At 48.5% G+C, this 23,269-nt stretch carries 16 protein-coding genes; 5 read left to right on the top strand and 11 right to left on the bottom strand.

Annotation, left to right across the window (positions count from 1 at the left end; genetic code table 11):
• Positions 1-2 precede the first annotated feature (2 nt).
• The 3 genes from glgX to malQ are packed head-to-tail and all read right to left on the bottom strand — an operon-like array spanning position 3 to position 6,918.
• On the bottom strand, positions 3-2,261 hold the full coding sequence (gene glgX / locus M0415_RS01145; RefSeq protein WP_249555943.1) for a glycogen debranching protein GlgX: 2,259 nt from the start codon (positions 2,259-2,261) through the stop codon (positions 3-5).
• On the bottom strand, positions 2,258-4,495 hold the full coding sequence (gene glgB / locus M0415_RS01140; protein ID WP_249555944.1) for a 1,4-alpha-glucan branching protein GlgB: 2,238 nt from the start codon (positions 4,493-4,495) through the stop codon (positions 2,258-2,260). Before glgB ends, glgX begins: the two co-directional genes overlap by 4 nt.
• Positions 4,496-4,512: 17 nt before the next feature.
• A complete protein-coding gene (gene malQ, locus M0415_RS01135) occupies positions 4,513-6,918 on the bottom strand; it encodes a 4-alpha-glucanotransferase (RefSeq protein ID WP_249555945.1) in 2,406 nt (801 codons plus the stop codon).
• Positions 6,919-7,429: 511 nt separating this feature from the next.
• Here malQ and M0415_RS01130 point away from each other — a divergent pair.
• Positions 7,430-8,062, top strand: a complete 633-nt coding sequence (locus M0415_RS01130; RefSeq protein WP_249555946.1) for a peptidylprolyl isomerase — start codon at positions 7,430-7,432, stop codon at positions 8,060-8,062.
• Positions 8,063-8,118: 56 nt separating this feature from the next.
• Here the strand turns inward: M0415_RS01130 and M0415_RS01125 are convergent, their stop codons facing one another.
• Positions 8,119-8,595: a MarR family winged helix-turn-helix transcriptional regulator gene (locus M0415_RS01125; protein ID WP_041408827.1), complete on the bottom strand. Its 477-nt coding sequence runs from the start codon at positions 8,593-8,595 to the stop codon at positions 8,119-8,121.
• A 326-nt stretch (positions 8,596-8,921) separates the two neighbouring features.
• Here M0415_RS01125 and yiaY point away from each other — a divergent pair, with 326 nt between their 5' ends.
• The 3 genes from yiaY to M0415_RS01110 all read left to right on the top strand — a co-directional run bounded on the left by yiaY (position 8,922) and on the right by M0415_RS01110 (position 11,704).
• Positions 8,922-10,070: an L-threonine dehydrogenase gene (gene yiaY / locus M0415_RS01120; protein WP_249555947.1), complete on the top strand. Its 1,149-nt coding sequence runs from the start codon at positions 8,922-8,924 to the stop codon at positions 10,068-10,070.
• A gap of 695 nt (positions 10,071-10,765) precedes the next feature.
• Positions 10,766-11,140 (top strand): hypothetical protein, encoded by a 375-nt coding sequence (locus M0415_RS01115; protein ID WP_011717800.1) that lies wholly within the window; start codon positions 10,766-10,768, stop codon positions 11,138-11,140.
• 318 nt (positions 11,141-11,458) lie between these two features.
• Positions 11,459-11,704, top strand: coding sequence for a hypothetical protein (locus M0415_RS01110; protein ID WP_249555948.1), 246 nt, complete (start codon positions 11,459-11,461; stop codon positions 11,702-11,704).
• A gap of 37 nt (positions 11,705-11,741) precedes the next feature.
• On the opposite strand, the gene M0415_RS01105 is transcribed toward M0415_RS01110, so the two are convergent.
• From M0415_RS01105 to aceB, 3 genes are all read right to left on the bottom strand, one after another.
• Positions 11,742-12,110 (bottom strand): acyl-CoA thioesterase, encoded by a 369-nt coding sequence (locus M0415_RS01105; protein WP_011623516.1) that lies wholly within the window; start codon positions 12,108-12,110, stop codon positions 11,742-11,744.
• 374 nt (positions 12,111-12,484) lie between these two features.
• On the bottom strand, positions 12,485-13,807 hold the full coding sequence (aceA, locus tag M0415_RS01100; RefSeq protein ID WP_086904378.1) for an isocitrate lyase: 1,323 nt from the start codon (positions 13,805-13,807) through the stop codon (positions 12,485-12,487).
• Between the two features lie 143 nt (positions 13,808-13,950).
• Positions 13,951-15,600, bottom strand: a complete 1,650-nt coding sequence (aceB, locus tag M0415_RS01095; RefSeq protein ID WP_249555949.1) for a malate synthase A — start codon at positions 15,598-15,600, stop codon at positions 13,951-13,953.
• 835 nt (positions 15,601-16,435) lie between these two features.
• On the opposite strand from aceB, the gene M0415_RS01090 reads away from it, so the two are divergent.
• Complete coding sequence (locus tag M0415_RS01090; RefSeq protein WP_249555950.1) at positions 16,436-18,907, top strand: TonB-dependent receptor; 2,472 nt, start codon at positions 16,436-16,438, stop codon at positions 18,905-18,907.
• Between the two features lie 68 nt (positions 18,908-18,975).
• Here M0415_RS01090 and M0415_RS01085 read toward each other — a convergent pair whose 3' ends face one another.
• The 4 genes from M0415_RS01085 to M0415_RS01070 form a co-directional block, all read right to left on the bottom strand.
• Positions 18,976-20,745: a monovalent cation:proton antiporter-2 (CPA2) family protein gene (locus tag M0415_RS01085; RefSeq protein ID WP_086904598.1), complete on the bottom strand. Its 1,770-nt coding sequence runs from the start codon at positions 20,743-20,745 to the stop codon at positions 18,976-18,978.
• 220 nt (positions 20,746-20,965) lie between these two features.
• Complete coding sequence (locus M0415_RS01080) at positions 20,966-22,693, bottom strand: tetratricopeptide repeat-containing diguanylate cyclase (RefSeq protein ID WP_249555951.1); 1,728 nt, start codon at positions 22,691-22,693, stop codon at positions 20,966-20,968.
• A 63-nt stretch (positions 22,694-22,756) separates the two neighbouring features.
• Positions 22,757-22,969, bottom strand: a complete 213-nt coding sequence (locus M0415_RS01075; protein ID WP_086904596.1) for a hypothetical protein — start codon at positions 22,967-22,969, stop codon at positions 22,757-22,759.
• A gap of 22 nt (positions 22,970-22,991) precedes the next feature.
• The gene (locus M0415_RS01070) at positions 22,992-23,252 is read right to left on the bottom strand and encodes a hypothetical protein (RefSeq protein ID WP_249555952.1); all 261 of its coding nucleotides are present in this window, start codon (positions 23,250-23,252) and stop codon (positions 22,992-22,994) included.
• Positions 23,253-23,269: the final 17 nt, after the last annotated feature.

Here is a 23,269-nt window from a genome sequence, read left to right as displayed (position 1 = left end):
AGTTAATTCCTTATAAAATCAGCATGAAACAGCATAAGACTGCGATCCTGTAACAAGTACCGCGTCGGTGAGGACTGAGCATCCAGCGGCTCAGTGGGAGTTAAAAATTGTGGGTCGGTTTGGGTATGCAGCAGACATTGCCACGGTCCTAAACCGTCAAAAATAGGCAGGGTAAAGGCCAAGGGATGCTCATCGGCATTGACCATCAACAGCAGCGCTTGGAGTGTGTCAGCCTGAGTTTGTGGTTGACTGGCAGTTAAATTGCCCGATAACACCACGCAGAGGCTGCGCCCCATGGACTCACTCCACAGGCTTTTGCTCATAGGTTCACCTTGGCGACTAAACCAATCCAGCCTCGCCCCCGATGGGGTTGAGACAGGACTTACAGCTTGGCTTGAAGATGACTCAGACGACCAATCGAAGGCATTGGCCACTAGCTGCTCATGGATAAAACGTTTGGAACACAAGAGCGGAAAGCGTTTACGCAAGGCAATCAACTGTGAGGTGAAACTCAGTAATGAGCTATCCATGCCCTCCGCTGACCAATCGAACCAATTCAATGGGTTATCTTGACAATAGGCGTTATTATTCCCGCCTTGGGTGCGGCCAGTCTCATCGCCGCTGAGTAACATAGGCACCCCTTGGGAGAGGAATAATGTGGTCAATAGATTGCGTTGCTGGCGAGCGCGCAGCGCGAGAATGGTGGCGTCATCGGTGTCGCCTTCTACTCCGTAGTGATGGCTGAAGTTCTCATGGTGGCCGTCGCGGTTTTCTTCACCGTTGGCCCAATTGTGCCGCTCGCAATAACTCACTAAATCTTTGAGAGTAAAACCATCGTGACTGGTTAAAAAGTTGATACTGGCGGCAGGAGGACGGCCGCTATGCTCAAAGAAATCCCCCGAGCCATGAAAACGCCGCGCAAACTCGGGCAACATGGCGTGATCGCCGCGCCAAAAACGCCGCATAGTGTCACGGTATCTGTCATTCCACTCGCTAAAGGCCACCGGGAAATTACCCAGCTGATACCCACCCGGACCAATATCCCAAGGCTCGGCAATCAGCTTCACCCGGCAAAGTACTGGGTCTTGCAGCAACGCATCGAAAAAACCACTACCTGGGTCGAATCCATAGGCTTCACGGCCAAGGCAGGCGGCTAAATCGAAACGAAAGCCATCGACCCCCATCACTTCGACCCAGTAACGCAGCGAATCTAACACCAACTGCAACATGCGTGGGTGATTGAGGTTTAAGGTATTGCCGCAGCCGGTATCGTTGATATAAAAGCGTTTATCGTTTGGATGCAGGCGGTAATAGCTCAGATTGTCGATACCGCGAAAGCTAAAGGTCGGCCCGAGGCGACTGCCCTCGGCGCTGTGGTTATAGACCACATCGAGAATGACTTCGATACCCGCACCGTGTAACGCATCCACCATAGTGCGAAACTCACCAATATCTTCACTCGAGAGATAACTCGGCTCAGGCGCAAAAAAGCCTACGCTGTTATAACCCCAATAGTTAGAGAGCTGTTTTTCAAGTAGAAAGGGCTCGGAGAAGAATGCCTGTACCGGCAGTAACTCGACACAATTCACGCCGAGATTAACTAAGTAATCTATCGCAGCATTCGATGCCAGCCCGGCAAAGGTACCACGCAGCGGCGCATCTATCTCAGGGTGCAGCGCGGTAAATCCCTTTAAGTGCATCTCATAGATAATGCACTGCTCAAGTGGCAATGGCTCACGCTTGCTTGAGAGTGGCCGAATAGTATGGGCCTTAGCGGCATTAAAAAGAGGCCGAGTATCGACCACTTTGCACTTAGGTACAAAATCCGCGTTATCTAAGGTGCTGAAAGATAAGTCTTCATTAGGGTTATCAATCTCATAACCAAAGTTGGCGATATGGTGGTGATAACGCCCCACGAGCTGGCGAGCGTAAGGGTCTAACAGCAACTTATGCGGATTAAATCTGTGGCCTAATTGCGGCTCGTAGGGACCATAGACACGGTAGCCATAAAGCTGGCCGGCACTGAGCCCATGCACATATAAATGCCAGATTTGCTGGGTCTGCTCCGTCAAGGCGATGCGCTGAATTTCTACCTCGCCTTGGGCATCAAACAGACATAACTCCACCCCAGTGGCATGGGCCGAAAACAGGGCGAAATTCACTCCGCCATCATCGACCGTCGCCCCTAAGGGAAAGGGCTGCCCCGCACTTAGGTTATAGGCGGTTGAGCCATCAGCATTTACAGGCACAGTATTCGTCATAGGTTAGTGTCTCTTGGCGTATCCGTCGCAGGCCCGAGAATTAAGCACCCCAGGGGAGGCACAGTGATCAACGCGCTCGATGCCATGCCCTGCCAAGGTAAATCTTCGGCAACCACCTTGCCCGCATTCCCCTGATTGCTGCCACCATAGAGATGGCTGTCGCTATTGAGGTACTCACAGAAATCCCCGCCTTGGGGCAAGCCGATACGAAATCCTTGGTGCAGGGTTGGCGTCATGTTCACCACAAACACTAAGGGCACATCACTGCTCTCGCCATAGCGAACAAAGCTAAAAATACTGTCGCGACCATTGTCACAATCGAGCCAGCGAAAACCTTGCGACTCATAGTCGAGCACGGATAAGGCGGGGAATTGGCGATAAAGCTGATTCAGATCGCGAAGCCAGTGCTGCACGCCTTGGTGAGGCTCGAAGGCGAGCAAATGCCAATCGAGGCTATGGTTATGGTTCCATTCGTCACGCTGGGCGAACTCGCTGCCCATAAACAGCAGTTTTTTGCCCGGATGTCCCCACATAAAGCCGTAATAGGCCCTGAGGGTAGCGAATTTTTGCCAATCATCGCCGGGAATTTTATGCAGCAAAGAGCCCTTGCCGTGCACCACTTCATCGTGGCTTATCGACAGCATAAATTGCTCCGAATAGGCATACATCAGGCTAAAGGTCAGCTGGTTATGGTGATACTGGCGATAGATGGGATCGCGGCCTAAGTAGTTTAGGCTGTCGTTCATCCAGCCCATATTCCACTTAAAACCAAACCCCAGCCCGCCGCTATCCGTCGGCTTAGTCACCCCCGCAAAGGCGGTCGACTCTTCGGCTATCATGCAAATGCCAGGGAAGGCTTGATACAAACGTTGATTCAACATTTGCAGAAAATGAATCGCCTCTAAATTCTCCCGTCCGCCATAGGCATTGGGCAGCCATTGCCCGGGTTCGCGGCTGTAGTCGAGGTACAACATGGATGACACCGCATCGAGCCTGAGCCCATCGAGGTGAAACTCCCGCAGCCAATAGCAGGCATTGCTGAGCAGAAAGCTGCGCACCTCACCACGGTCGTAGTTATAGATCAGCGTATCCCAATCGGGGTGCGTGCCTTTGCGCGGATCTTCATGTTCGTAGAGACAAGTGCCATCGAAACGCACAAGGCCGTGGGGATCCTTAGGGAAATGCGCTGCGACCCAATCGAGTAACACGCCAATCTCGGCCTGATGGCAGGCATCGATAAAGGCCTTTAAGACATTGGCATCGCCAAAACGATGGGTCGGCGCGTACAGGCCAACGGGTTGATACCCCCAAGAGCCGTCGAAGGGATACTCGCTGACAGGCATCAACTCGATATGGGTAAAACCTTGCTCCTTCACATAGGGGATCAATTGCTCGATTAAGTCTTGATAATCAAAATATTGCTCACCAAACTCACCTTTTCGGCGCCAAGAGCCTAGCTGCACTTCGTAGATAGACATAGCGGCGCGATGCCAAGCCGTGGTCGCCCGTTTGTGCATCCATTGTGTATCCGCCCAAGGGTGTTGATGTTTTTTCGGCACTATGGAGGCATTGTGCGGTGCACATTCCATTTGGGTCGCCATAGGGTCGGATTTGGCGTGGCGCTCGCCATTTTGATATACCAAATCAAACTTATAGTGCGCGCCTTCGGCAACATCAGGCAGAAAAATCTCCCATAAGCCGTTGGCCAAATGTTGGCGCATCACATGGCGAGTCTCGTCCCAGTGGTTAAAATCCCCCACCACAGAAACCCGCTTAGCATTGGGCGCCCATACGCAAAAATGCACGCCTTCGACGTTATCGACGTGGCGCCAATTCGCACCTAAAAAGCGATAGGCCTGTTCAGAGCTTCCTTCGCCGAAGAGGTATAAGTCTTGACTATCGAGGAGGGAGCCAAACTGATAGGGATCGATAATATCCTGCTCGCAGAGGGGATAAGTCACCCGTAGCGCATACAAAAAAGGCTTAACCCGTCTGCCAAGCGTGCCCGCAAACAGCCCCGCCTCATTGACGCGCTCAAGGCTCGCCACCTTACGGCCATCCTTAAGACTTATCACATCAACCTTTTGGGCATTGCGTAAAAAACAGCGCACCACCAAGGCCTTACCCTCGTTGATGCTGTGCATACCGAGCAGGGAAAACACATCCGTATATTGACCATTTAACAGTGCGACATCGCTACCGTCATAGAAGTAAGTCTGGGCTTGAGTCATCATTTGGCTTCCATTTTTAGTCAAAGGGTATCTGTATGCGCAGCCGTTTCTGGCAAATGCCTTGCCGCAGCAATGCGTTGCAAACGCTCAACCAGCGCAGGCCTAGCTGCAGCTTCACTTAGGCTGATGGGCAATCGCCGCTGCCAATTCGGGTACTCGAGCCAAGTGCCGGGGATATTCACCGCATGGCGGTCCCCGAGCAGATCGCACCACTGCACGCTGTAAAGAGCGCTGTTGCCCGAGGCGCCAAATGGCATCCACGCCGTTAATAAATCTTCAATATCAATCTGTTGAATATCTGTCTCCGGCAATAGGCCCTGGGAGATTAAGCACTGCGCCAGCTGGTGTTTTTCCTGCTCACGTCCGGCTAAGGCCTCACCTAATTGCTCGTCGGTATTGAACAGTTCGAGTTGTCGCCTCAGGTGCAAATCGCTGCCCGTCCACCAGGCGACTAACGTCGGCACATCGTGGTTTGCCAGCATCATCAAACTCTGGAACTTATAGTGGCTCGGCGGCTTAAAGCCTTGATGGTCTTTGCAGAAGTAGAACAACTCGTTGGAGTAAACCCCCGCCTGATACAGGCGATGAATAATATCAGGCGGCACTAGGCCCAAATCTTCACCAATCACCACACAGCGGGCGCGTTGACTCTCAAGGCAGAGAATCGCCAACAGAGTTTCGACCGGGTAATACACATAGGCGCCATGGCCGAGGCGCTTGTCCAGAGGCCACCACCAGAGTCGCAGCAGCCCCATCACATGGTCGATTCGCAGCGCACCGCAGTGGGTCATGTTGGCGCGAGTCAGTTCAATAAAATGGCGATATTGATGCTGTTTTAGCTTGACGGGATCGAGGGGTGTGAGGCCCCAGTTTTGTCCCTGCGGCGCGAATGGATCCGGCGGTGCGCCTATGCTGGCGTTTAAGCAAAACTGCTGCGAATTGGCTTGAACTTCAACGCCTTGCAACGCGGCGCCTACGGCCAAATCGCGAATAAGCCCTATGCCCATCCCCGCTTCTTTGGCTTTGAGCTGGCACAATTGCAGTTGATCTTCAGCCACAAACTGCAAGTACAAATAAAAGCCTTCATCCTGTGCTATGGCCCGTGGGCTGCGTAGCGATTCGGCTTGGGCAAATTCCCTGAGCGGCGCCCCCTGCTCTGCCACAAAATCCTCAAAACGCTGCGCTCTTGGGGTGTTGGGCTGTAAATGGTGTTCGCAAAAGACAGTGTATAAACGTGCAAAGGCGCGGTACTTAAGCTCGCTGACTTTGGGATAATCGAGCCAGTTCTCCGCGTTGAGTAGGGCAATGGCTTCTTGCCACTCCTTCGCCGCAAACTCCGTTTTTAATGGCTCAAATTCAGGCACGCTAGGTAAATGAATATACAGCGGATTCAGCCTTCGACGGTCGCAGGGACTATAAGGACTCGGATGTTCCGGCGCGGCAATATCTAAGGCATGTAATGGATTAAGTTGAATGAAATCGGCGCCATATTCGGCCACTAAACCGATAAGTTGCTCTAAATCGCCAAAGTCGCCCATGCCCCATTGGCTTTCGCTGCGCAGACTATAGAGCTGAAGACTCACGCCCCACGGTTTATGGCGCTTTCCTTGAGCTACAGCGCTCATCACCCCTTGATAGGCGGTTCTCGGTGCCACCATAAAAGTGCCATGGAACTCAGTCGCCTTACTTGCTGCCGAAATGCTTGCTGATGAGTTGCTTGCTGCTGAGGTGCTTGCCGATGCAAGGCCTTGCTGAGCATCTGCCAGCCCAAGCAAACTGACGCTCAGTGTGTGGTACCCCAATCCCAAGCAAGATAAATCACTTAAGTTGTCTTTATTGTTAGATGTGTTTAGCGCGGCGCTGACATTTTCCCATGAACGGCGCGGCTCAGCCTTGCTATCTTGCTCAGCAGCATCGCCCGCATCACGGCAATGAAACTCATGACCTAAAAGGTCGAGGCGGTATTGCAGGAACTGACACTCATTGGCAAAGTGGCTATTGCCAAACTGTGCCAACTCCTGCGCCTGAATCCGATAATCCCCAATCGGTTTTAGCGCCGAAAACAGCACCTCGAGGATAACCCTCTCCCCTTGCTCACAGGTAAAGGTGAGCAGCAGATCGCCACGGTAAGATTGAGGTAAATACAGACAGACCCAAGGTTCGTCGACATAGCACCAATGAAACGCCGGCAACACTTGTGTCCAATGCTGTGCATCGAGTTGATATACCTGAGCGTCAAGCTCATCGCCACTGGGTAAACTCGTTAATGGCTCATCCTTTGCCTCGCAGGCCTGAGTGTTTTTCTCCTGCAACATACAGGTCAAAATCCCTTGCCTGTCAGCCTCGGGAATGCGGATGTACTGGCCGAAGCAGTCGGTAAAATCTGCTCCCACGCCCCGCAAATACAGCAACTTCTCCAGCCCCATATTTGTCGCCCCCGCGACTGCTCATCCATAGCCTTAGTTAGGCAGTAACCATGCCAGCGCAAAATAACAGCATGAAGACAGATTTGTGTCAGCCAAGTGACAACAAAGAAAACTTATAAATCAGCATCTTGAATAAAATGCGTGCCTTTATCGCTCAAGCCTTTACCCACGGGGCCATCTCGCTAACGCACTAGTTTGAAGCAGGGAGTGGTTAAAAAAGGTGCAACGCGCTTAAATGGCGCAAGCAAAACAGCGTCTTATCTTAGAGCAGCATTTCAAGAAGTATCGCAGCGGTTAACTCACCCGCTCAAACTGCAATGCCCGCATTAATAACTAGCTGCAACACTTTGTATCAATTGCATTTTTCATCTTGAACTCACCTTCATCGCTCTGTCACTATGCGCGTTCAAAACAAAAACAACACTTAATCGCAACATTTACCCATGCACGCTTACATCATCCAAGCTGACAGGGCGTAAGTAGCGAACGACGCAAAAATAAGGAAATTGACATGAGAAGTATCACAGGGTTTATCTTCGCAGGCGGTTTGAGTTTGGCCCTCAGCGCCTGCGGCGGTGGCGATGATGAGTTAACGCCGAGCATACCGACTCCCGATCCAACACCACCGAGTCTAAGTGCCGATGTCTGCTATTTAATGAGTACGACTAAAGGGGATTTGACCTTAGCCATCGACCTCACCAATATGCCTATCACGGGCAAGAACTTTAAACAATATGTCGATAAGTCCTTCTATAACGGCACTTTATTCCACAGAACCATCAATAACTTTGTGATCCAAGGCGGCGGTTTCACTACGGGATTACAAAGCAAACCGACCAGCGCACCGATTAAAAACGAGGCCGCCGTCGGTATCAGTAACAAACGTGGCACTATCGCAATGGCGCGTACCACAGTGCCAGACTCAGCGACATCACAGTTCTTTATCAATGTGTTAGATAATCCGCAGCTCGATGCTTCGGCGAGCAGCTATGGCTATGCCGTGTTTGGTAAAGTCGTCGAAGGGATGGATGTGGTCGATCAGATAAGCATTGTGCCAACCAAAACCAGCAACGGTTTTAGCGACACGCCAGTGAATGAGATTTTGATTAATAGTGTAACGGAAACGAACTGCCCCGCCGCCTAGCCAAAACAACAACGCACTGTATGCACAGTGCTTTTTATCATTTGTGGCCGAGGGGATTATTCGTCCCCTTGAATTTTACCCACCAACAGCATAGGTGCAGCATCAATTTTATCGGCATCCATCATGGCGGCAATACGCTCCACCGATGACAGCAACTGACTCTGCTCCCACTCTTCAAGGTTTTGATATTGCTTTATAAAGTGCTCTTGAAGCGGTTTAGGTGACTCTTGCAATAATGCCCGCCCCGCCTCACTTAAATGTAGATGCACCTTGCGCTTATCCGACTCACTGCGTTTGCGGATCACTAATCCCCGCCCTTCGAGCCTATCAATAATTGTCGTCACAGTGGCAGGGCTGAGGGTGATTTCTTCGGCCACCTGCTTGGCTAAGGGTGCACCAAGTTGGGCTATTTTCTGCATCACCATCAACTGCGGTCCCGTCAGGCCTGAATGTTTATTGAGTTGCCGGGAATGAATGTCGATAGCGCGGATCACCCTGCGCAGTGAAATCAGCAGTTGTTCGTATTTTTCCATCGTGCTTCGCGTGCTCCTCATCAACCCAACGGCCGCACCTTACCAGAAACTCAGCCACAACTCACCTCGGCGGGCAATTTATCGCGTAACAATCTGAGTTTAACTAAACAAGCATCATCTGAAAAAAGCTTTTAAAAACATAGCGTATATCGAGCCTGATCCCTGTCATAAAAGTTCATTATTTAGTTATCTAGTTCCAACTTTAGTGGGAATTTCACCTCAATAAACTGCCTAAGCCGATCTAGATCACATCTTGAATACCCCTTAATTGGTAGCTTGGTCACCAGAAAGAAACAAATTTAATTTACAAGCAAATAGGTGGACTTATGGCTGCTAAATTTTTTATCCCTTCCGTCAACGTATTAGGCAAAGGCGCCGTCGATGACGCTATCGGAGATATCAAAACCTTAGGCTTTAAACGCGCGTTAATCGTGACGGATAAACCTTTAGTCAAGATTGGTCTGGTCGGTGAAGTGGCCGAAAAGCTCGGTCAAAACGGCATTACTTCAACCGTGTTTGATGGCGTACAACCCAACCCAACCGTCGGTAACGTCGAAGCCGGTCTTGCACTATTAAAAGCCAATCAATGTGATTTTGTGATTTCATTAGGCGGTGGTTCCCCCCACGATTGCGCTAAGGGTATCGCCCTAGTTGCCACCAACGGCGGCAGCATCAAAGACTATGAAGGGTTAGACCAATCCGCTAAACCACAACTGCCATTAGTGGCTATTAACACCACCGCTGGTACCGCCAGTGAAATGACCCGTTTTTGTATCATCACTGACGAAGCTCGCCATATCAAAATGGCGATTGTCGATAAACACACCACCCCATTACTGTCTGTGAATGACCCTGAGCTGATGCTGAAAAAACCAGCGAGCCTCACCGCCGCAACAGGCATGGACGCGCTGACCCATGCGGTTGAAGCCTATGTGTCTATCGCTGCTAACCCAATTACCGATGCCTGCGCCATTAAGGCCATTGAACTTATCCAAGGCAACTTAGTGAATGCGGTCAAGCAAGGCCAAGATATTGAGGCCCGTGAGCAGATGGCCTATGCGCAATTCTTGGCGGGTATGGCCTTCAACAACGCCAGCTTAGGTTATGTACATGCGATGGCGCACCAATTAGGCGGTTTCTACGACCTGCCCCATGGTGTGTGTAACGCCCTATTATTACCCCATGTGCAAGAATACAACGCCAAAGTGGTACCAGATCGCTTAAAAGATATTGCTAAGGCGATGGGTGTCGATGTAACCAATATGACGGATGAACAAGGTGCAGCGGCGGCGATCGCCGCGATTAAGGCCCTATCCGTTGCGGTAAACATTCCAGAAAACCTGACATTACTCGGGGTTAAAGCGGAAGATATTCCAACCCTGGCCGAAAACGCCTTAAAAGATGCCTGTGGTTTCACTAACCCTAAACAGGCAACCCATGAAGAGATCTGCCAGATCTTCACTAACGCGTTATAAGCCAAAACGCGCTCTAGAGCATACGCATTAACGCCGTCTGTCGCGCGCCAATTGACAGGATGTTGTTCGGCTAGCGCAAGCTAACGACATGAGAATCGGCCCAAACAAGGGAGCTTGTTTGGGCCTTTCTTTTGGGCTGACTCAGCCAATTTTGCACTACGCCATAATGTAAAACACCGCCGTAGCGCCGTAATCTTCGGCAGTTGGGATCCCATAGATCGAAAAATCGTCCCAATAGCGTAAAAACGTGATCTTGGTGGGTTACATGCTGTTACAAATCCGCTAGACTGGCTTTAGTTCGCTTTTTCCCTGCAAAAGATGAAGCCAGCTCAGAGGCCCATTCTAAGGAATGGGCCTCTGTCCCTTTTAGCGCCCGCCCCTACACCTCCCCAATAATTTGCTACTGTTTAATGGCTGACTGCGCCATTCAGATCCTGTCGCTTATTTGCTGCTTTATTGCGCAGTAATTAAGCAAAAACGAATTTGAGTGCAAAACTGAGAGATAGCACATAGATATTCGTTAAAAACTCATGCTAAATAACACTGAATGGAAATGAATTAACTGACTCATTTTTAAACAAAAATACTTGTAAAAACTGTGATTTAACTCGGGCGATATCAGCGCAATTAATGATTGACCGAATTCAAAAACGATGCCTATGATGGCAGCAACATCCTCAACAGGTAGGTACGCTATGACAGCAATTACTCATGTATATAACTACACAGTTAGATGTCCGCATTACAAAGATCCCGAACATCCAGTGAGTTGGTTAAACCACATCGAATTAAACCAATCCAGTGAAATTGCCTTAAACCGTATCACCAAATGGCACGAACTCTCAGGCAGTAAATCCTTCGAAACCAGTAAGTTTGTAGTCCGCAAAGCCGATAATGAAGAAGCCTACTTCTCCATGCAGAGCGATAGGCTTAAAAATGATGGTCACGCGCTCGTCACCTTTAAAATCTTCCTCGATACCTGCTGTGACGAGGCTGCGCCAGAAGAAATTATGCAGCACCTGATTGATGATTATCAGCAGCGTTTAGCGAAACTCGATCAAGCCTCATAGTGCTTTGCTTGAGAGTGACGTATCACACAAGCGATTAATCGCTAAGTGAAATAGCAACAATGCCAGAGTTAATACTCTGGCATTTTGTTTTACTCACCTTGTTAATCAATTCATTCTTAAACCGTCGTTAATCCGCCGCCTCGTTATCTTGAGCCAGAGACATTTAAGCTTCACTCAAGCAAACTTATGCATTATCCCTACTCCAAAAGTTGGACTCAAAAGATTAGGCTCCAATGATTGGATTTTCAGATTATTAAGGCGCGGTACAGCAGTATTTGGTATCTTGCTTAACAACCGTTAGTTTTCAGGATGAGTACAATGAAAAAAGCCGCGCTCATAATATTACCACTGCTACTGGCCACCACGGCCTGCGCCGATTTAAAGGATGCGGGTCGCGCCATAGGCACCACCACTAAAGATGTGACGAAAGAGATTGGTCACGCCACTCGTGACACCACAAAAGAGATTGGTCACGCCACCCGCGACACCACCAAAGCCATTGGTCATGCCTCACGGGATGCGGTGAAATCGGTCAAAGAAGATCTCACTAAAGATTCAGAGTGACGCCCATGCGTCACTCTGCTTTATCGGGGCTCAATCCTTAGGCCGCATTGGCTCGAATACCATGGGGCACGGGTAAGCCCTGGGCATTCACGTTTACAAACACCATCTTATCGATACTAACCACAGGCGCTTGCGTCATCTTATTACGCACTTGGCAACTAACCGTAATGGAACTGTGGCCAAGGCTGACAAGCTCCAAGCCAAACTCCAATACATCCCCTTGGCGCGCTGGCGTCATAAAATTGATTTCAGAAATCAGCTTAGTCACATGGCTGCTGCTCTTCATCTGGCACGCAGCAAAGATAGCCGCCTCCTCGTCAATCCAACTCAATAACTGGCCGCCAAATAGGGTATTTGCAGGATTTAAATGTTCAGGTTTGACTAAACGACGACTGTAATATTTCATGACGGTGACCTCACTGTGAATGCCAAGTTTTACCGTCAATTCACAGCATTATTTAGGCCAAGATAAATAGCCATTGAATAACAATGAGATAGTATTAAGCTATTGTAAAACGGTTAAAAATTTGCACCAACTCGAGTCAGAGTTGCACCAGAATAATCAATTAGATAAAAAAATAGCGACTCAAAGAGTCGCCAAGCTCAGGCAAGCAATGTATTGACTGGGTAGGAAGTTAAGTCACAAGGTTTGACTTAAAAACCCGTGCAGCACATGTAGGCGAACTGCACGGGGGACAACAGCTGCAATGCAGCTAAACACAGGGTTTACGGGTACAACATCTTACGGGTAGAACCTATTCGCGATACAACAGACTTCGCTTAAAACTGCTCTTCTTCGGTCGAGCCAGTCAGTGCAGTCACCGATGAATGACCGCCTTGGATCACTGTGGTGACTTGGTCGAAGTAACCTGTACCCACTTCCTGTTGATGCGCGACGAAGGTGTAGCCTTTCTTCGCTGCTGCAAACTCAACTTCTTGAACTTTCTCAACGTAATGCTTCATACCTTCACCACGAGCGTAGTCGTAAGCCAGGTCAAACATGTTGTACCACATGTTATGGATACCCGCTAAAGTGATGAACTGGTACTTGTAGCCCATGTCCGACAGCTCTTGTTGGAAGCGCGCAATCGTCGCGTCATCCAAGTTTTTCTTCCAATTGAACGAAGGTGAACAGTTGTAGGCCAGTAATTGGTCTGGGTACTGAGCATGGATTGCCTCAGCAAAGCGGCGTGCTTCTTCTAAGTCAGGCTTAGCGGTTTCACACCAAATTAAATCCGCATAAGGTGCGTAGGCAAGACCGCGAGAAATCGCTTGGTCTAGACCCGCTTTCACGCGGTAGAAACCTTCACTGGTGCGCTCGCCAGTCACGAAGTCACGATCGTATGGGTCGCAATCAGAGGTCAATAAATCCGCTGCGTTCGCATCGGTACGAGCGATAACTAAGGTTTCAACACCGCTCACGTCGGCTGCAAGGCGCGCTGCAACTAACTTTTGTACCGCTTCTTGGGTCGGTACTAATACTTTACCGCCCATGTGGCCGCACTTTTTCACTGAGGCCAATTGGTCTTCAAAATGCACACCGGCGGCGCCAGCGTCGATCATCGACTTCATCAACTCGAACGCATTCAGTACGCCACCAAAACCCGCTTCCGCATCGGCAATAATCGGCAGGAAGTAATCGACAAAGTTTTCTTCTTCCGGATTAACACCATTGCTCCACTGAATTTGGTCTGCACGGCGGAAAGAGTTGTTAATACGTGCAACGACAGCAGGTACTGAGTTTGCTGGGTATAAAGATTGGTCTGGGTACATAGTGCCCGCTAAGTTAGCGTCGGCCGCCACTTGCCAACCAGACAGGTAAATTGCTTCGATACCGGCTTTAGCCTGCTGTACCGCTTGGCCGCCAGTCAGTGCACCTAACGAGTTCACATAACCTTTTTTTGCGCCACCGTTGACTAAATCCCACAGTTTAGCGGCACCGCGTTTGGCAATGGTGTTTTCGGGTACGATAGAACCACGAAGAGCCACAACTTCCTCTGCAGTGTATGGGCGACGCACGTTTTTCCAACGTGGATTTTCAGCCCAATCTTTTTTGATCGCGTCAATCTGTGCCTGACGTGAAGTCTGTGTTGCCTTAGTCATAGTGTCACTCCTTTCTCTGTGATGTTGTAGCAAGTGAAGCTGCCCCACAGCCTCACCCTGCCCATTGGTTTAATTGGCGGCTTGACCGCCATAACGCATTCCATGTAAACGCATTCAGTGTTACAGCATTAAAACGCTAATCATTAAGCCGTTAGCATCTCGTAACCGGGTAAGGTTAAGAAATCGACCAACTCATCCGAAGTGGTAATATCCTCAAGCAATACCGCTGCTTGGGTAAATTTGCCGTGGGTGAATCTGTCACCGCCCACTTCTTTTTTCACATTCGCTAACTCTTCCACCAGCATGTCCTTAAACAATTGTTTAGTGACGGGTTTGCCGTTAGAGAGTGACTTGCCATGTTGGATCCATTGCCAAATCGAGGCGCGGGAGATTTCAGCCGTTGCCGCATCTTCCATTAATCCGTAGATCGGCACACAACCATTGCCACTGATCCACGCCTCAAGGTATTGCAGAGCGATGCGAATATTCAGGCGCATCCCTTGCTCAGTACGCTCGCCATCGCAGGGTTTTAATAACTCTGCGGCGAGAATCGGTGCATCCACATCACGGGTGATATGCAATTGGTTTTGATGATCTTGGCCTATGTATTCGTTAAAGATCCCCATCGCCGTATCCGCAAGACCCGGGTGAGCGACCCAAGTCCCATCGTGGCCATTACGCGCCTCAAGCTCTTTGTCCTTACGCACTCGTTGCAACACGGTTTCGTTCTGAGCAGGATCCTTCGCTGGAATAAAGGCCGCCATGCCACCCATCGCCAGTGCGCCACGTTTATGGCAGGTTTTGATCAGCAGTCTTGAATAGGCGCTTAAGAAAGGCGTATCCATGGTCACCGCTTGGCGATCCGGTAAAACGCGGTCGCTATGACGCTTTAATGTTTTGATATAGCTGAAGATATAGTCCCAGCGACCACAGTTGAGCGCGACAATGTTTGAGCGTAATTCATAGAGAATTTCGTCCATTTCAAACACTGCGGGTAAGGTCTCAATCAAACAAGTACATTTGATTGTGCCAGGCTGTAGGCAGAATCTTTCTTCAACAAAAGCAAACACTTTTGCCCACCAACGCGCTTCGATATGGCTCTCGAGTTTAGGAATATAGAAATAAGGACCACTGCCCTTCGCCAGCAATTGGCGATAGTTATGGTAAAAGTACATCGCAAAGTCGAATAACGCGCCGGGGATGGACTGCTGGTTAAATTCAACGTGCTTCTCTTTTAAGTGCAGGCCACGCACACGGCAGATTAATACCGCAGGATTTGGGCCTAGCTTGTAATGTTTACCAGTTTCAGGCGCTGTGTATTCAATCTCACCGCGCACGGCATCACGCAGGTTAATCTGACCTTCAACCACTTTCTGCCAGCTCGGTGCTAAGGAGTCTTCAAAATCCGCCATAAACACTTTGGCATTGGCATTGAGTGCATTGATCACCATCTTACGTTCAACTGGACCGGTGATTTCAACACGGCGATCGAGTAAGTCATTCGGAATGCCACGGATCTTCCATGCCCCGTCACGAATAGCGCGAGTCTCGGCTAAAAAGTCAGGCAAAGCCCCTTTATCAATACGCGCTTGTCTATCTTTACGTTTGGCGAGTAAGGTGGGCACTTCTGTCGCAAATTCACGGCAAAGTGACTCAAGCAACGCCAGCGCGCCTTCGGTAAAAATCACCTCCTGCCCTGGTATGGTATTTCCCACTAAGGCCAGAGTGCCATTCGCAGTGGCCTTATTCTGTGTCGAATTCAATTGCTGTTCACCTAAAGTGTGTTCCGTCATCTTCTCGCCCTCCCAAGAGGCTAACCTTTTGCTCGTTTACGACCCGTTACCAGCAAAGACATGAGTAACATGTACAAACATTCACCACAAAACATTCAAATGTTCGTTTAGAACCAAAACTTACAGACAAACATTTGTATTTGCAACTATCCAAAAGTGCCATAACCGCTCAAGAATTTGACCAAAAAGCTGCTCAAAATTGGTCTGACCAAGATAATAATTGCAGCATAAGCAATTAATAAATAACAATTTTAAAATTTAAAGCTAAATAAGATTTTTCTTATCGTGAAATTTGTCAGACAACTTTACCACTCAAAGCTCGATGTAATTTTATACGTAACTTAATTACCAATTGAAAATTTAAATATACAGCATTTTTGACCTATTCGACCTAAGTAGAAAGCAGTGCGCGTTTTGAACTCCACCCGGAGGAAAGCGGTAAAAATCAACAAAACCAATAAATTAACAAAATAGAAACAGATTAAAAATTTAAACACTCGTTTAACTGTTACGTTTACGTAAACGGCCAAGTAAATAGAGGGAGAGTGACAGGGAGCACGGGTTATGTTTCTCGATCAAAAACCCGAGTCGATATGGTTAACCCAAAAAATAAATCACTTTTTTATAAAAAAAATGAAACAAATTAGAATTCTGACCTTGTGTTGCTTCAAATGAGGGCAACAGGTGATAGTGAAGGTCTTTATCCCCAACGCAGTTAACCGTATTTCGTATGTAAAGATAACCAAGGTTCATGGTCTTTTAAGCGCCAAACAAGGGGTTGCAAAGTAGATGAAAATCATTATCATTCGCGACCTTTCTGATTGGGGGACTTTCAATGCCAGTATTACAGCCTGTATTTCGCTTATCACTTATTGCACTCGCCTGCCTCAGTGCTTTACCACACACAGCCAACGCCGATGACACACCTTCAGCTCGCGATGAAAACGTCGAGCGTATAACGGTATACGGCAGACAAAACTCTGTGGTGAAAAACTCAGGACTTGCAACTAAGTCAGATATGTCCTTAATGGAAACTCCTGCGGCGGTTGTTATCGTTGACCAGGAGCTGATTAACAGCCAAGGAGTCGATAATCTGCAGGACTTGATCCGCAATATCAGCGGGGTAACTCAAGCAGGCAATAACTACGGCATTGGGGATAACTTGGTTATTCGCGGTCTTGGCGCAAACTACACCTATGACGGCATGTATGGCGGTGCCGGCCTTGGCAATACCTTTAACCCCACTCGCTCCCTAACCAATGTGGAATCCGTTGAGGTTTTAAAAGGGCCTGCTACTGGACTCTACGGCATGGGCAGCGCGGGCGGCGTGATCAACCTGATTGAGAAGAAACCGCAATTTGAATCCAAACACAAAATCACCACTGAAGTTGGCCAATGGGATACCTACTCTTTCGCCATCGATAGCACGGGTGGGATCACCGATGATCTTGCTTATCGTTTAGTCGCCAAAACCGCCCGCAGTGAAGGCTACCGTGATTTAGGCGCCGACCGTGATGAAGTGTTCGGCTCACTCAAGTGGGTATTAAGTGATAGCCAAGATCTCATGCTGTCAGGTGCGTATATCAAAGACGCCATTGCCGTTGACTCCATCGGCCATCCAATCCGTATCTACAATGCCGATTCTGTCGGTGGCAAAACCGCGGGCGAAGTCACTTGGCAAGATTTGATTAACGATCCTAAGGGCCAAGGCATACAGCTAACCGACGAGCAGCGTCAGCAATTGGCGGCATCACTCGCCAGCGGTGATGGCTTAACTCCCTATTCCTTCGGTGACGCGGGATTAATTTCTCCCATGGCAAAGGATAATGAAGGTGAAGAATTAAGATTCAAGCTGACCCACAATATCTACTTTACCGATAATCTGTTCCTCAACCAGCAGTTGCAATATCGCGACTACACTACAGGTTTTGCTCGTCAAACAGGGGCTTACAACTATGTGTATTGGAAGCGCAAAATCAAGGTTGGCGGCGTACCGACTGATGTGATTAACGAAGATCCCCGCGCGCCACTGGTTGAAAATGGTGTGCTCTATCCGTTTGCCGCCAGACGTCAGGAATACCGCCAACTCGATGCTGAAGAAACCTCATGGCAGTATTTTGCCGATCTACGTTACGACTTCCAAATCGGCAATATCGACAACGAATTACTGGTGAACGCTAACTACGAAGACCGCAACATTCGCCTCGAGCAATTCTCGATTTACGATGCGGATCAAGTCATTAAAAACAAACAAGGTGATGTGATTTACCGTGGTTCGCTACCGTACATTTACGATATCCGCAATCCAAATTGGGGAACGGGTAAATTTGCCGACTACGATCCGCTCAAAACCGCCAACTACAATAAAAAAGTCAGCGCTTGGGGCCTAGGCATGCAACATGTGGGTTATCTAGGTTATGGCTTTACCACCCGTATTGGTGTGGCCTTTAACGAAATCAAACAGAGCTATGAACACCTAGGTGTGGATGAGCGCTACAGCGCGAGTCAAGCGAGCCCCACTCCAGAGGAAGATAGCAAAGATAACGGTGTCACCTACAACTTGGGCTTAACCTATATGCCCATTGATGATTTATCATTTTTCGTCAATCACTCAAAGGGTCGCACCGCCTATAGCATTTTAGGTTCAATCACGGGGGAAAATACCGACCGCGAAGACTCAGAATCCGTTAGTAACGATCTCGGTATGCGCTTTAAAGCCTTTGACGATCAGATGCTAGCATCGCTGGTGTTCTTTAAAAGCTCACGCACTAATGTGCCTTACAACAACCCAGACTATAACGCTGGTGTGTCAGGTGCCGAGGTGCCCGTGTACTTTTACGATGGCAGTGAAGATACCCAAGGGGTCGAGTTGGATCTCAATGCCCACTTAAACGATAACTGGCGCATCAACCTTAACGGCATGTATCAAGACGCTAGGGATAAACAAAACCCGAATGACAAAGCCAACTACGACAGCCGTCAAAAAGGTGTGCCCTATGTGACCGCCAGTGCTTGGATAACCTATGGTGCAGACTGGTTTGCCTTAACAAGCCCTATTGAGCTGAGTTTAGGCGCCAAGTATGTGGATGATAGAAGCACACACTCAAGCTCATTTGGCATCCCAGATGGTTATGTGCCGAGCTACACCTTAGTGGATTCTGCCATCAGCTACACCACCGACTCTTGGAAGTTACAATTGAATATCAACAACCTATTCAATAAAGACTATTACAGCAAGGCGATGTTCCTCGGTGGCATGCCGGGCGAAGAGCGTAATGTGAAGCTGCAATATAGCTACAGTTTCTAAGCGTTTTCCTTAAGCCCATAAACAACAAGAGAGCCCATTGGCTCTCTTGTTTGTTTTAACTGGCTGACTTAACTGACGTTTTCCCGGTCGCCACGCATCAGCGACTCCAACTCGGCTTTCCCCTTAGTGGATAAATCAATCAGCTTGGCTAAATCATGCTGATGGGCAGCACTGGCGATCACCAGCTTTTTATCGTGCTCGGCAAAAATCTTCACCCTTTCATTGGCTTGTACCTGTGATAAGCCTAAGCCCTGCAAAATCTTCTCACTGGCAGACAAAGCCGAACCAAAGGTTTCACGGAACACATCGGTCACCCCAAGGCTCATTAATCGATAGGCGTGGTTACGGTCACGTGCCCGAGCGACAATATTGATATGGGGGAAATGGGTTTTCACCTGCTGGGCAATTTCAATCGAATCCTCAACATTATCAACGGCCAGCAGCAACAAGCGCGAGCGCGCAATCCCGGCCGACATCAACATATCTAAGCGTCTGGCATCGCCAAAATAGACCTCACCGCCGTATTTGCGGATCACATCTACATGGCTGGCATCCTTATCTAAGGCCACAAACGGAATGCCCGATGACGCTAAAATCCGCCCAGTGATCTGCCCTACCCGCCCAAATCCAGCGATCACCACCTCAGACTCAGTCACATTAATGGTATCGGGCAAACGTGTATCCACCACCTTAGGTTTAGTGGCTCTAAATAGTGTGAAAATCATCGGTGTGACAGCCATGGATAAACCAATGGCGAGCACTAAGATTTGAGCGATTTTATCATCCACTATGCTGGATAATTGCGCCTGCGACAGCAGCACAAAGGCAAACTCACCACCCTCTGCCAAGATAAGTCCTAGGGCAATACTCGGGCGCCATGTATGGTGGCGTACTCGACCAAGCAGCATCAGCACTAGGGTCTTAATCAGTAACATGCCCAGCAAAATCGCGAGGATAAGTAAGGGATCGGTTAAAAACAGCTTGAGATCCATACTCATGCCGACCGCCATAAAAAACAGCCCGAGCAGTAAGCCCTTAAATGGTTCGATATCGGTTTCGAGCTGATGTCGGTAGCTGGAGTTCGCCAGCATAATTCCGGCTAAAAACGCCCCCATACCCGCCGATAGCCCTAGCCATTCCATCAATTCGGCGCTGCCCATCACCAGCAATAGTGCAAAGGCGGTTAACACTTCACGAACCCCGCTGCTGGCAACGAGTTTAAGTAACCGCGGCAACAGATATTTGCCCACCAACACAAAGCCCACTAATGCCACACAGGTCCAATACCAAGGCACCGCATGGTGCTCAATCTGGGCCGAATTAGGCGCAAGGTAAGCGGTTAATAGCAACATGGGGATCACGGCGAGATCTTGCATTAACAACACCCCAAAGGCATCGCGGCCCAGCGGGGTGGTCAGCAGTCGATGTTCGCTCATCAACTGCACCGCAAAAGCCGTCGATGACAAGGATAACGCTGCGCCAACCACTAATGCAGCCTCAATGGATAAGCCAAATCCCCAAGCTAAACCGCCAATTGCCGCCCAAGAAAGGAGTAACTGACCACTGCCGAGACCAAAGATGGCGCTGCGCAGCTCCCATAACTTGCTCGGATTGAGTTCAAGCCCGAGCACAAACAGCATCAATACCACACCCAGCTCGGCAAAATGCAACACGGCTGCGGGATCAGACACCAGCGCCATACCGCCAGGCCCTAAAATCACCCCTGCAGCGAGGTAAGACAGAATCGGTCCTGCGCCAAAACGTTTGCCCAAGGGTACAAAAATCACCGCGGCCAATAAAAATAACAGTACAGAAGTGAGCAGACTCGACTCTTCCATTAGGGCTCCACAACGTTAGCGAAAGGCAAAAATAGGGGTATGACCTTAAGCGAAAAAAGCTTCGGCTACCGCTGGCAATCATACTCTAGTTATGCAGGGAGTGTGAAAAATTGACCTAAAAATCATCGAGAAAACGCAAGAAATAAGCGAAAAAGCGAAAGAAGAAAACCGCGTTACATTAACCTAAACAGTCAGTTACACAGACAATACAACTCGTACCCTACTGCCTTGCCAACTGGCTGGTAATATTGGTAGCGCGTTTATCGGAGGCTAAAGCGTCCTCATAACAAAATACACTGTTACGACCATTCGATTTTGCGGCATACAATGCCATATCGGCACGGTGCAGCAGAGGGTCTAGGCTTAAGTCTTCTTTTGTCATACCGCTGACCCCAAAGCTCGCGGTGATAGTAAATTTATGCCCCGACAGATGCGTATCAATGGCTTCAATTCGGCTTCGGCATTGTTCGGCAACTTCCATCCCCTTAGATTCATTGGCGTAAGGCAAGAATAGTGCAAATTCCTCACCGCCAATCCGGGCAAATACATCGCCATTGCGGACATGGGGTTTTAACGCCTCAACGACTTTTTTCAGCGCCCAGTCACCCGTACCATGGCCGTAGGAATCATTAATCCGTTTAAAATGGTCTAAGTCGAATAAAATCACGCAAAAATCGCCCCCTCGGGCAGCGGCTTGCACAAACAGATTTTCCCCAAGATCTTGCCCTGCACCACGGTTAAACACGCCCGTCAAAGCATCCATTCTGGCCATGCGCATAAAACGCCGTTTTTGCAAATTGCCCACGACTAACAAAATCGCGAGGAAAAACAGCCCGCCCACTAATATCGTGATAAACATCAGCATATTAGTGTATTCACGTTCTTTTACCGTTTGCTGAGCGATGTAAAGTTCGCGCTCTTTATTTAGCAAGTTGATTTCACGCGCCTGCTCATCGGCATTAAACTTAGCCGCCTGATAAGCAAGGGTTTTCATCTTAGATTGGTCAAAAATTAGTTGATTATAATGTTGCTCTTTTCTGGAGTATTCATAGGCTTGTTCAAATTGTTTGTCCGCCGCCATCAACTCGGCAAACACTTTATAGGCAATATGCTTATGTTCGATATAACTATTATCATCGGGAAATGTGAGCACCTTAACAGCGTGACTTTTTGCTTGAACCAGCTCACCCGTTGCAAAGTAATTTTCGGCAAGTAATGCATGCACATGGCTGATTTCTAATTGAAATTGAAAATCTTCATACCCTTTTAACGCTAATAGCAAAATCGCTCTCGCGTCTAAATAGTCACCTCGCTCCTGCAAAACTATCCCTTTGCCTTTCATCGACATAGTCGCCAAAAGGGGAAATTGCTTCGCATCACAATATTGACGGCTATCTTCGAAGGCATCGAAGGCGTCGGGACTTTTCACACCGAGCAAGTAAATCGCCCGCAGCAATTTGGCATGGCAAATATCGCGAACATCGGTTTCCTGAGCGAGTTGTAACACCTTATTGGCATAGAGGCCCATATCGCTATAAGCGTCCATTTCAGAATAAATATTGGCAATTCTTAGATAAGAGTGACGTTTAATCGTAATATCATCGATATTCACCACTAGGGCTAATGCTTTGGCGACAGCCGATAAGGCTTTATCATAGTCGCGCATCCCTATATAGACAGTGGCTTGATAGCTATAAACCGATGCTAATAATTCAGAACTTGTGATTAAGGTTTCGGCCTGATGCAGATCGTCTAACGCTTTGGCATATTCACTGACAAAAATATAACTAATGGCTCTGTCAATTCTTAGTCTGCCTTTTTGTGTCGGGGTTAATCCGCTAAATGCGGTCTCATATTCGGCCAGTTTTTTCTGCGCAGCGCTGAGATCAGATTGCAGTAATACATCAAGCTCATTGAGTGCCTGATCAAAATCGATAGACTTAGCCATCAACGCTGTCGAACACAAAGCAAAGATGGCTAATAGGGCGCAACGCAACCGTTTCAAGATAAGTTAATTATTACCATGATTCACTAATAAGAAGGCTTGATAGTCTTGGTCGCCACTTAACGTTTTGAGCTTTTCCATATCCCCAGTCATTACAGCGTTAATTTCTTCATCAGTTAATCCGTGGGCACGCATCACCGCCTCGGGATTCTGTTTATAGTCTTCCATTAACTGCGCATCTTGGCCTAACTGGGTAAAAAAATCCGATAATGCAGACATGTTTTCTCCTTGCGATTACTAGTTAGGCTGCACAGCCAAAAGCTCTAACATTGGTCACTAAATCCGAACCTAAAAGGTTACCATGTGAAATAATAAGGTAGGATTGATAGCTACTATCACCACTTAACGTTTTGAGCTTTTCCATATTCCCAGTCATTACAGCGTTAATTTCTTCATCAGTTAACCCATGGGCACGCATCACCGCCTCAGGATTCTGTTTATAATCTTCCATTAACTGCGCATCTTGGCCTAACTGGGTAAAAAAATCCGATAATGCAGACATACTTATTCCTTATTGTT

Source organism: Shewanella sp. 10B, from assembly GCF_023475885.1.
Classification (GTDB): Bacteria; Pseudomonadota; Gammaproteobacteria; order Enterobacterales; family Shewanellaceae; genus Shewanella; species Shewanella mangrovisoli.
This window is presented reverse-complemented; position numbering and strand designations above follow the sequence as displayed.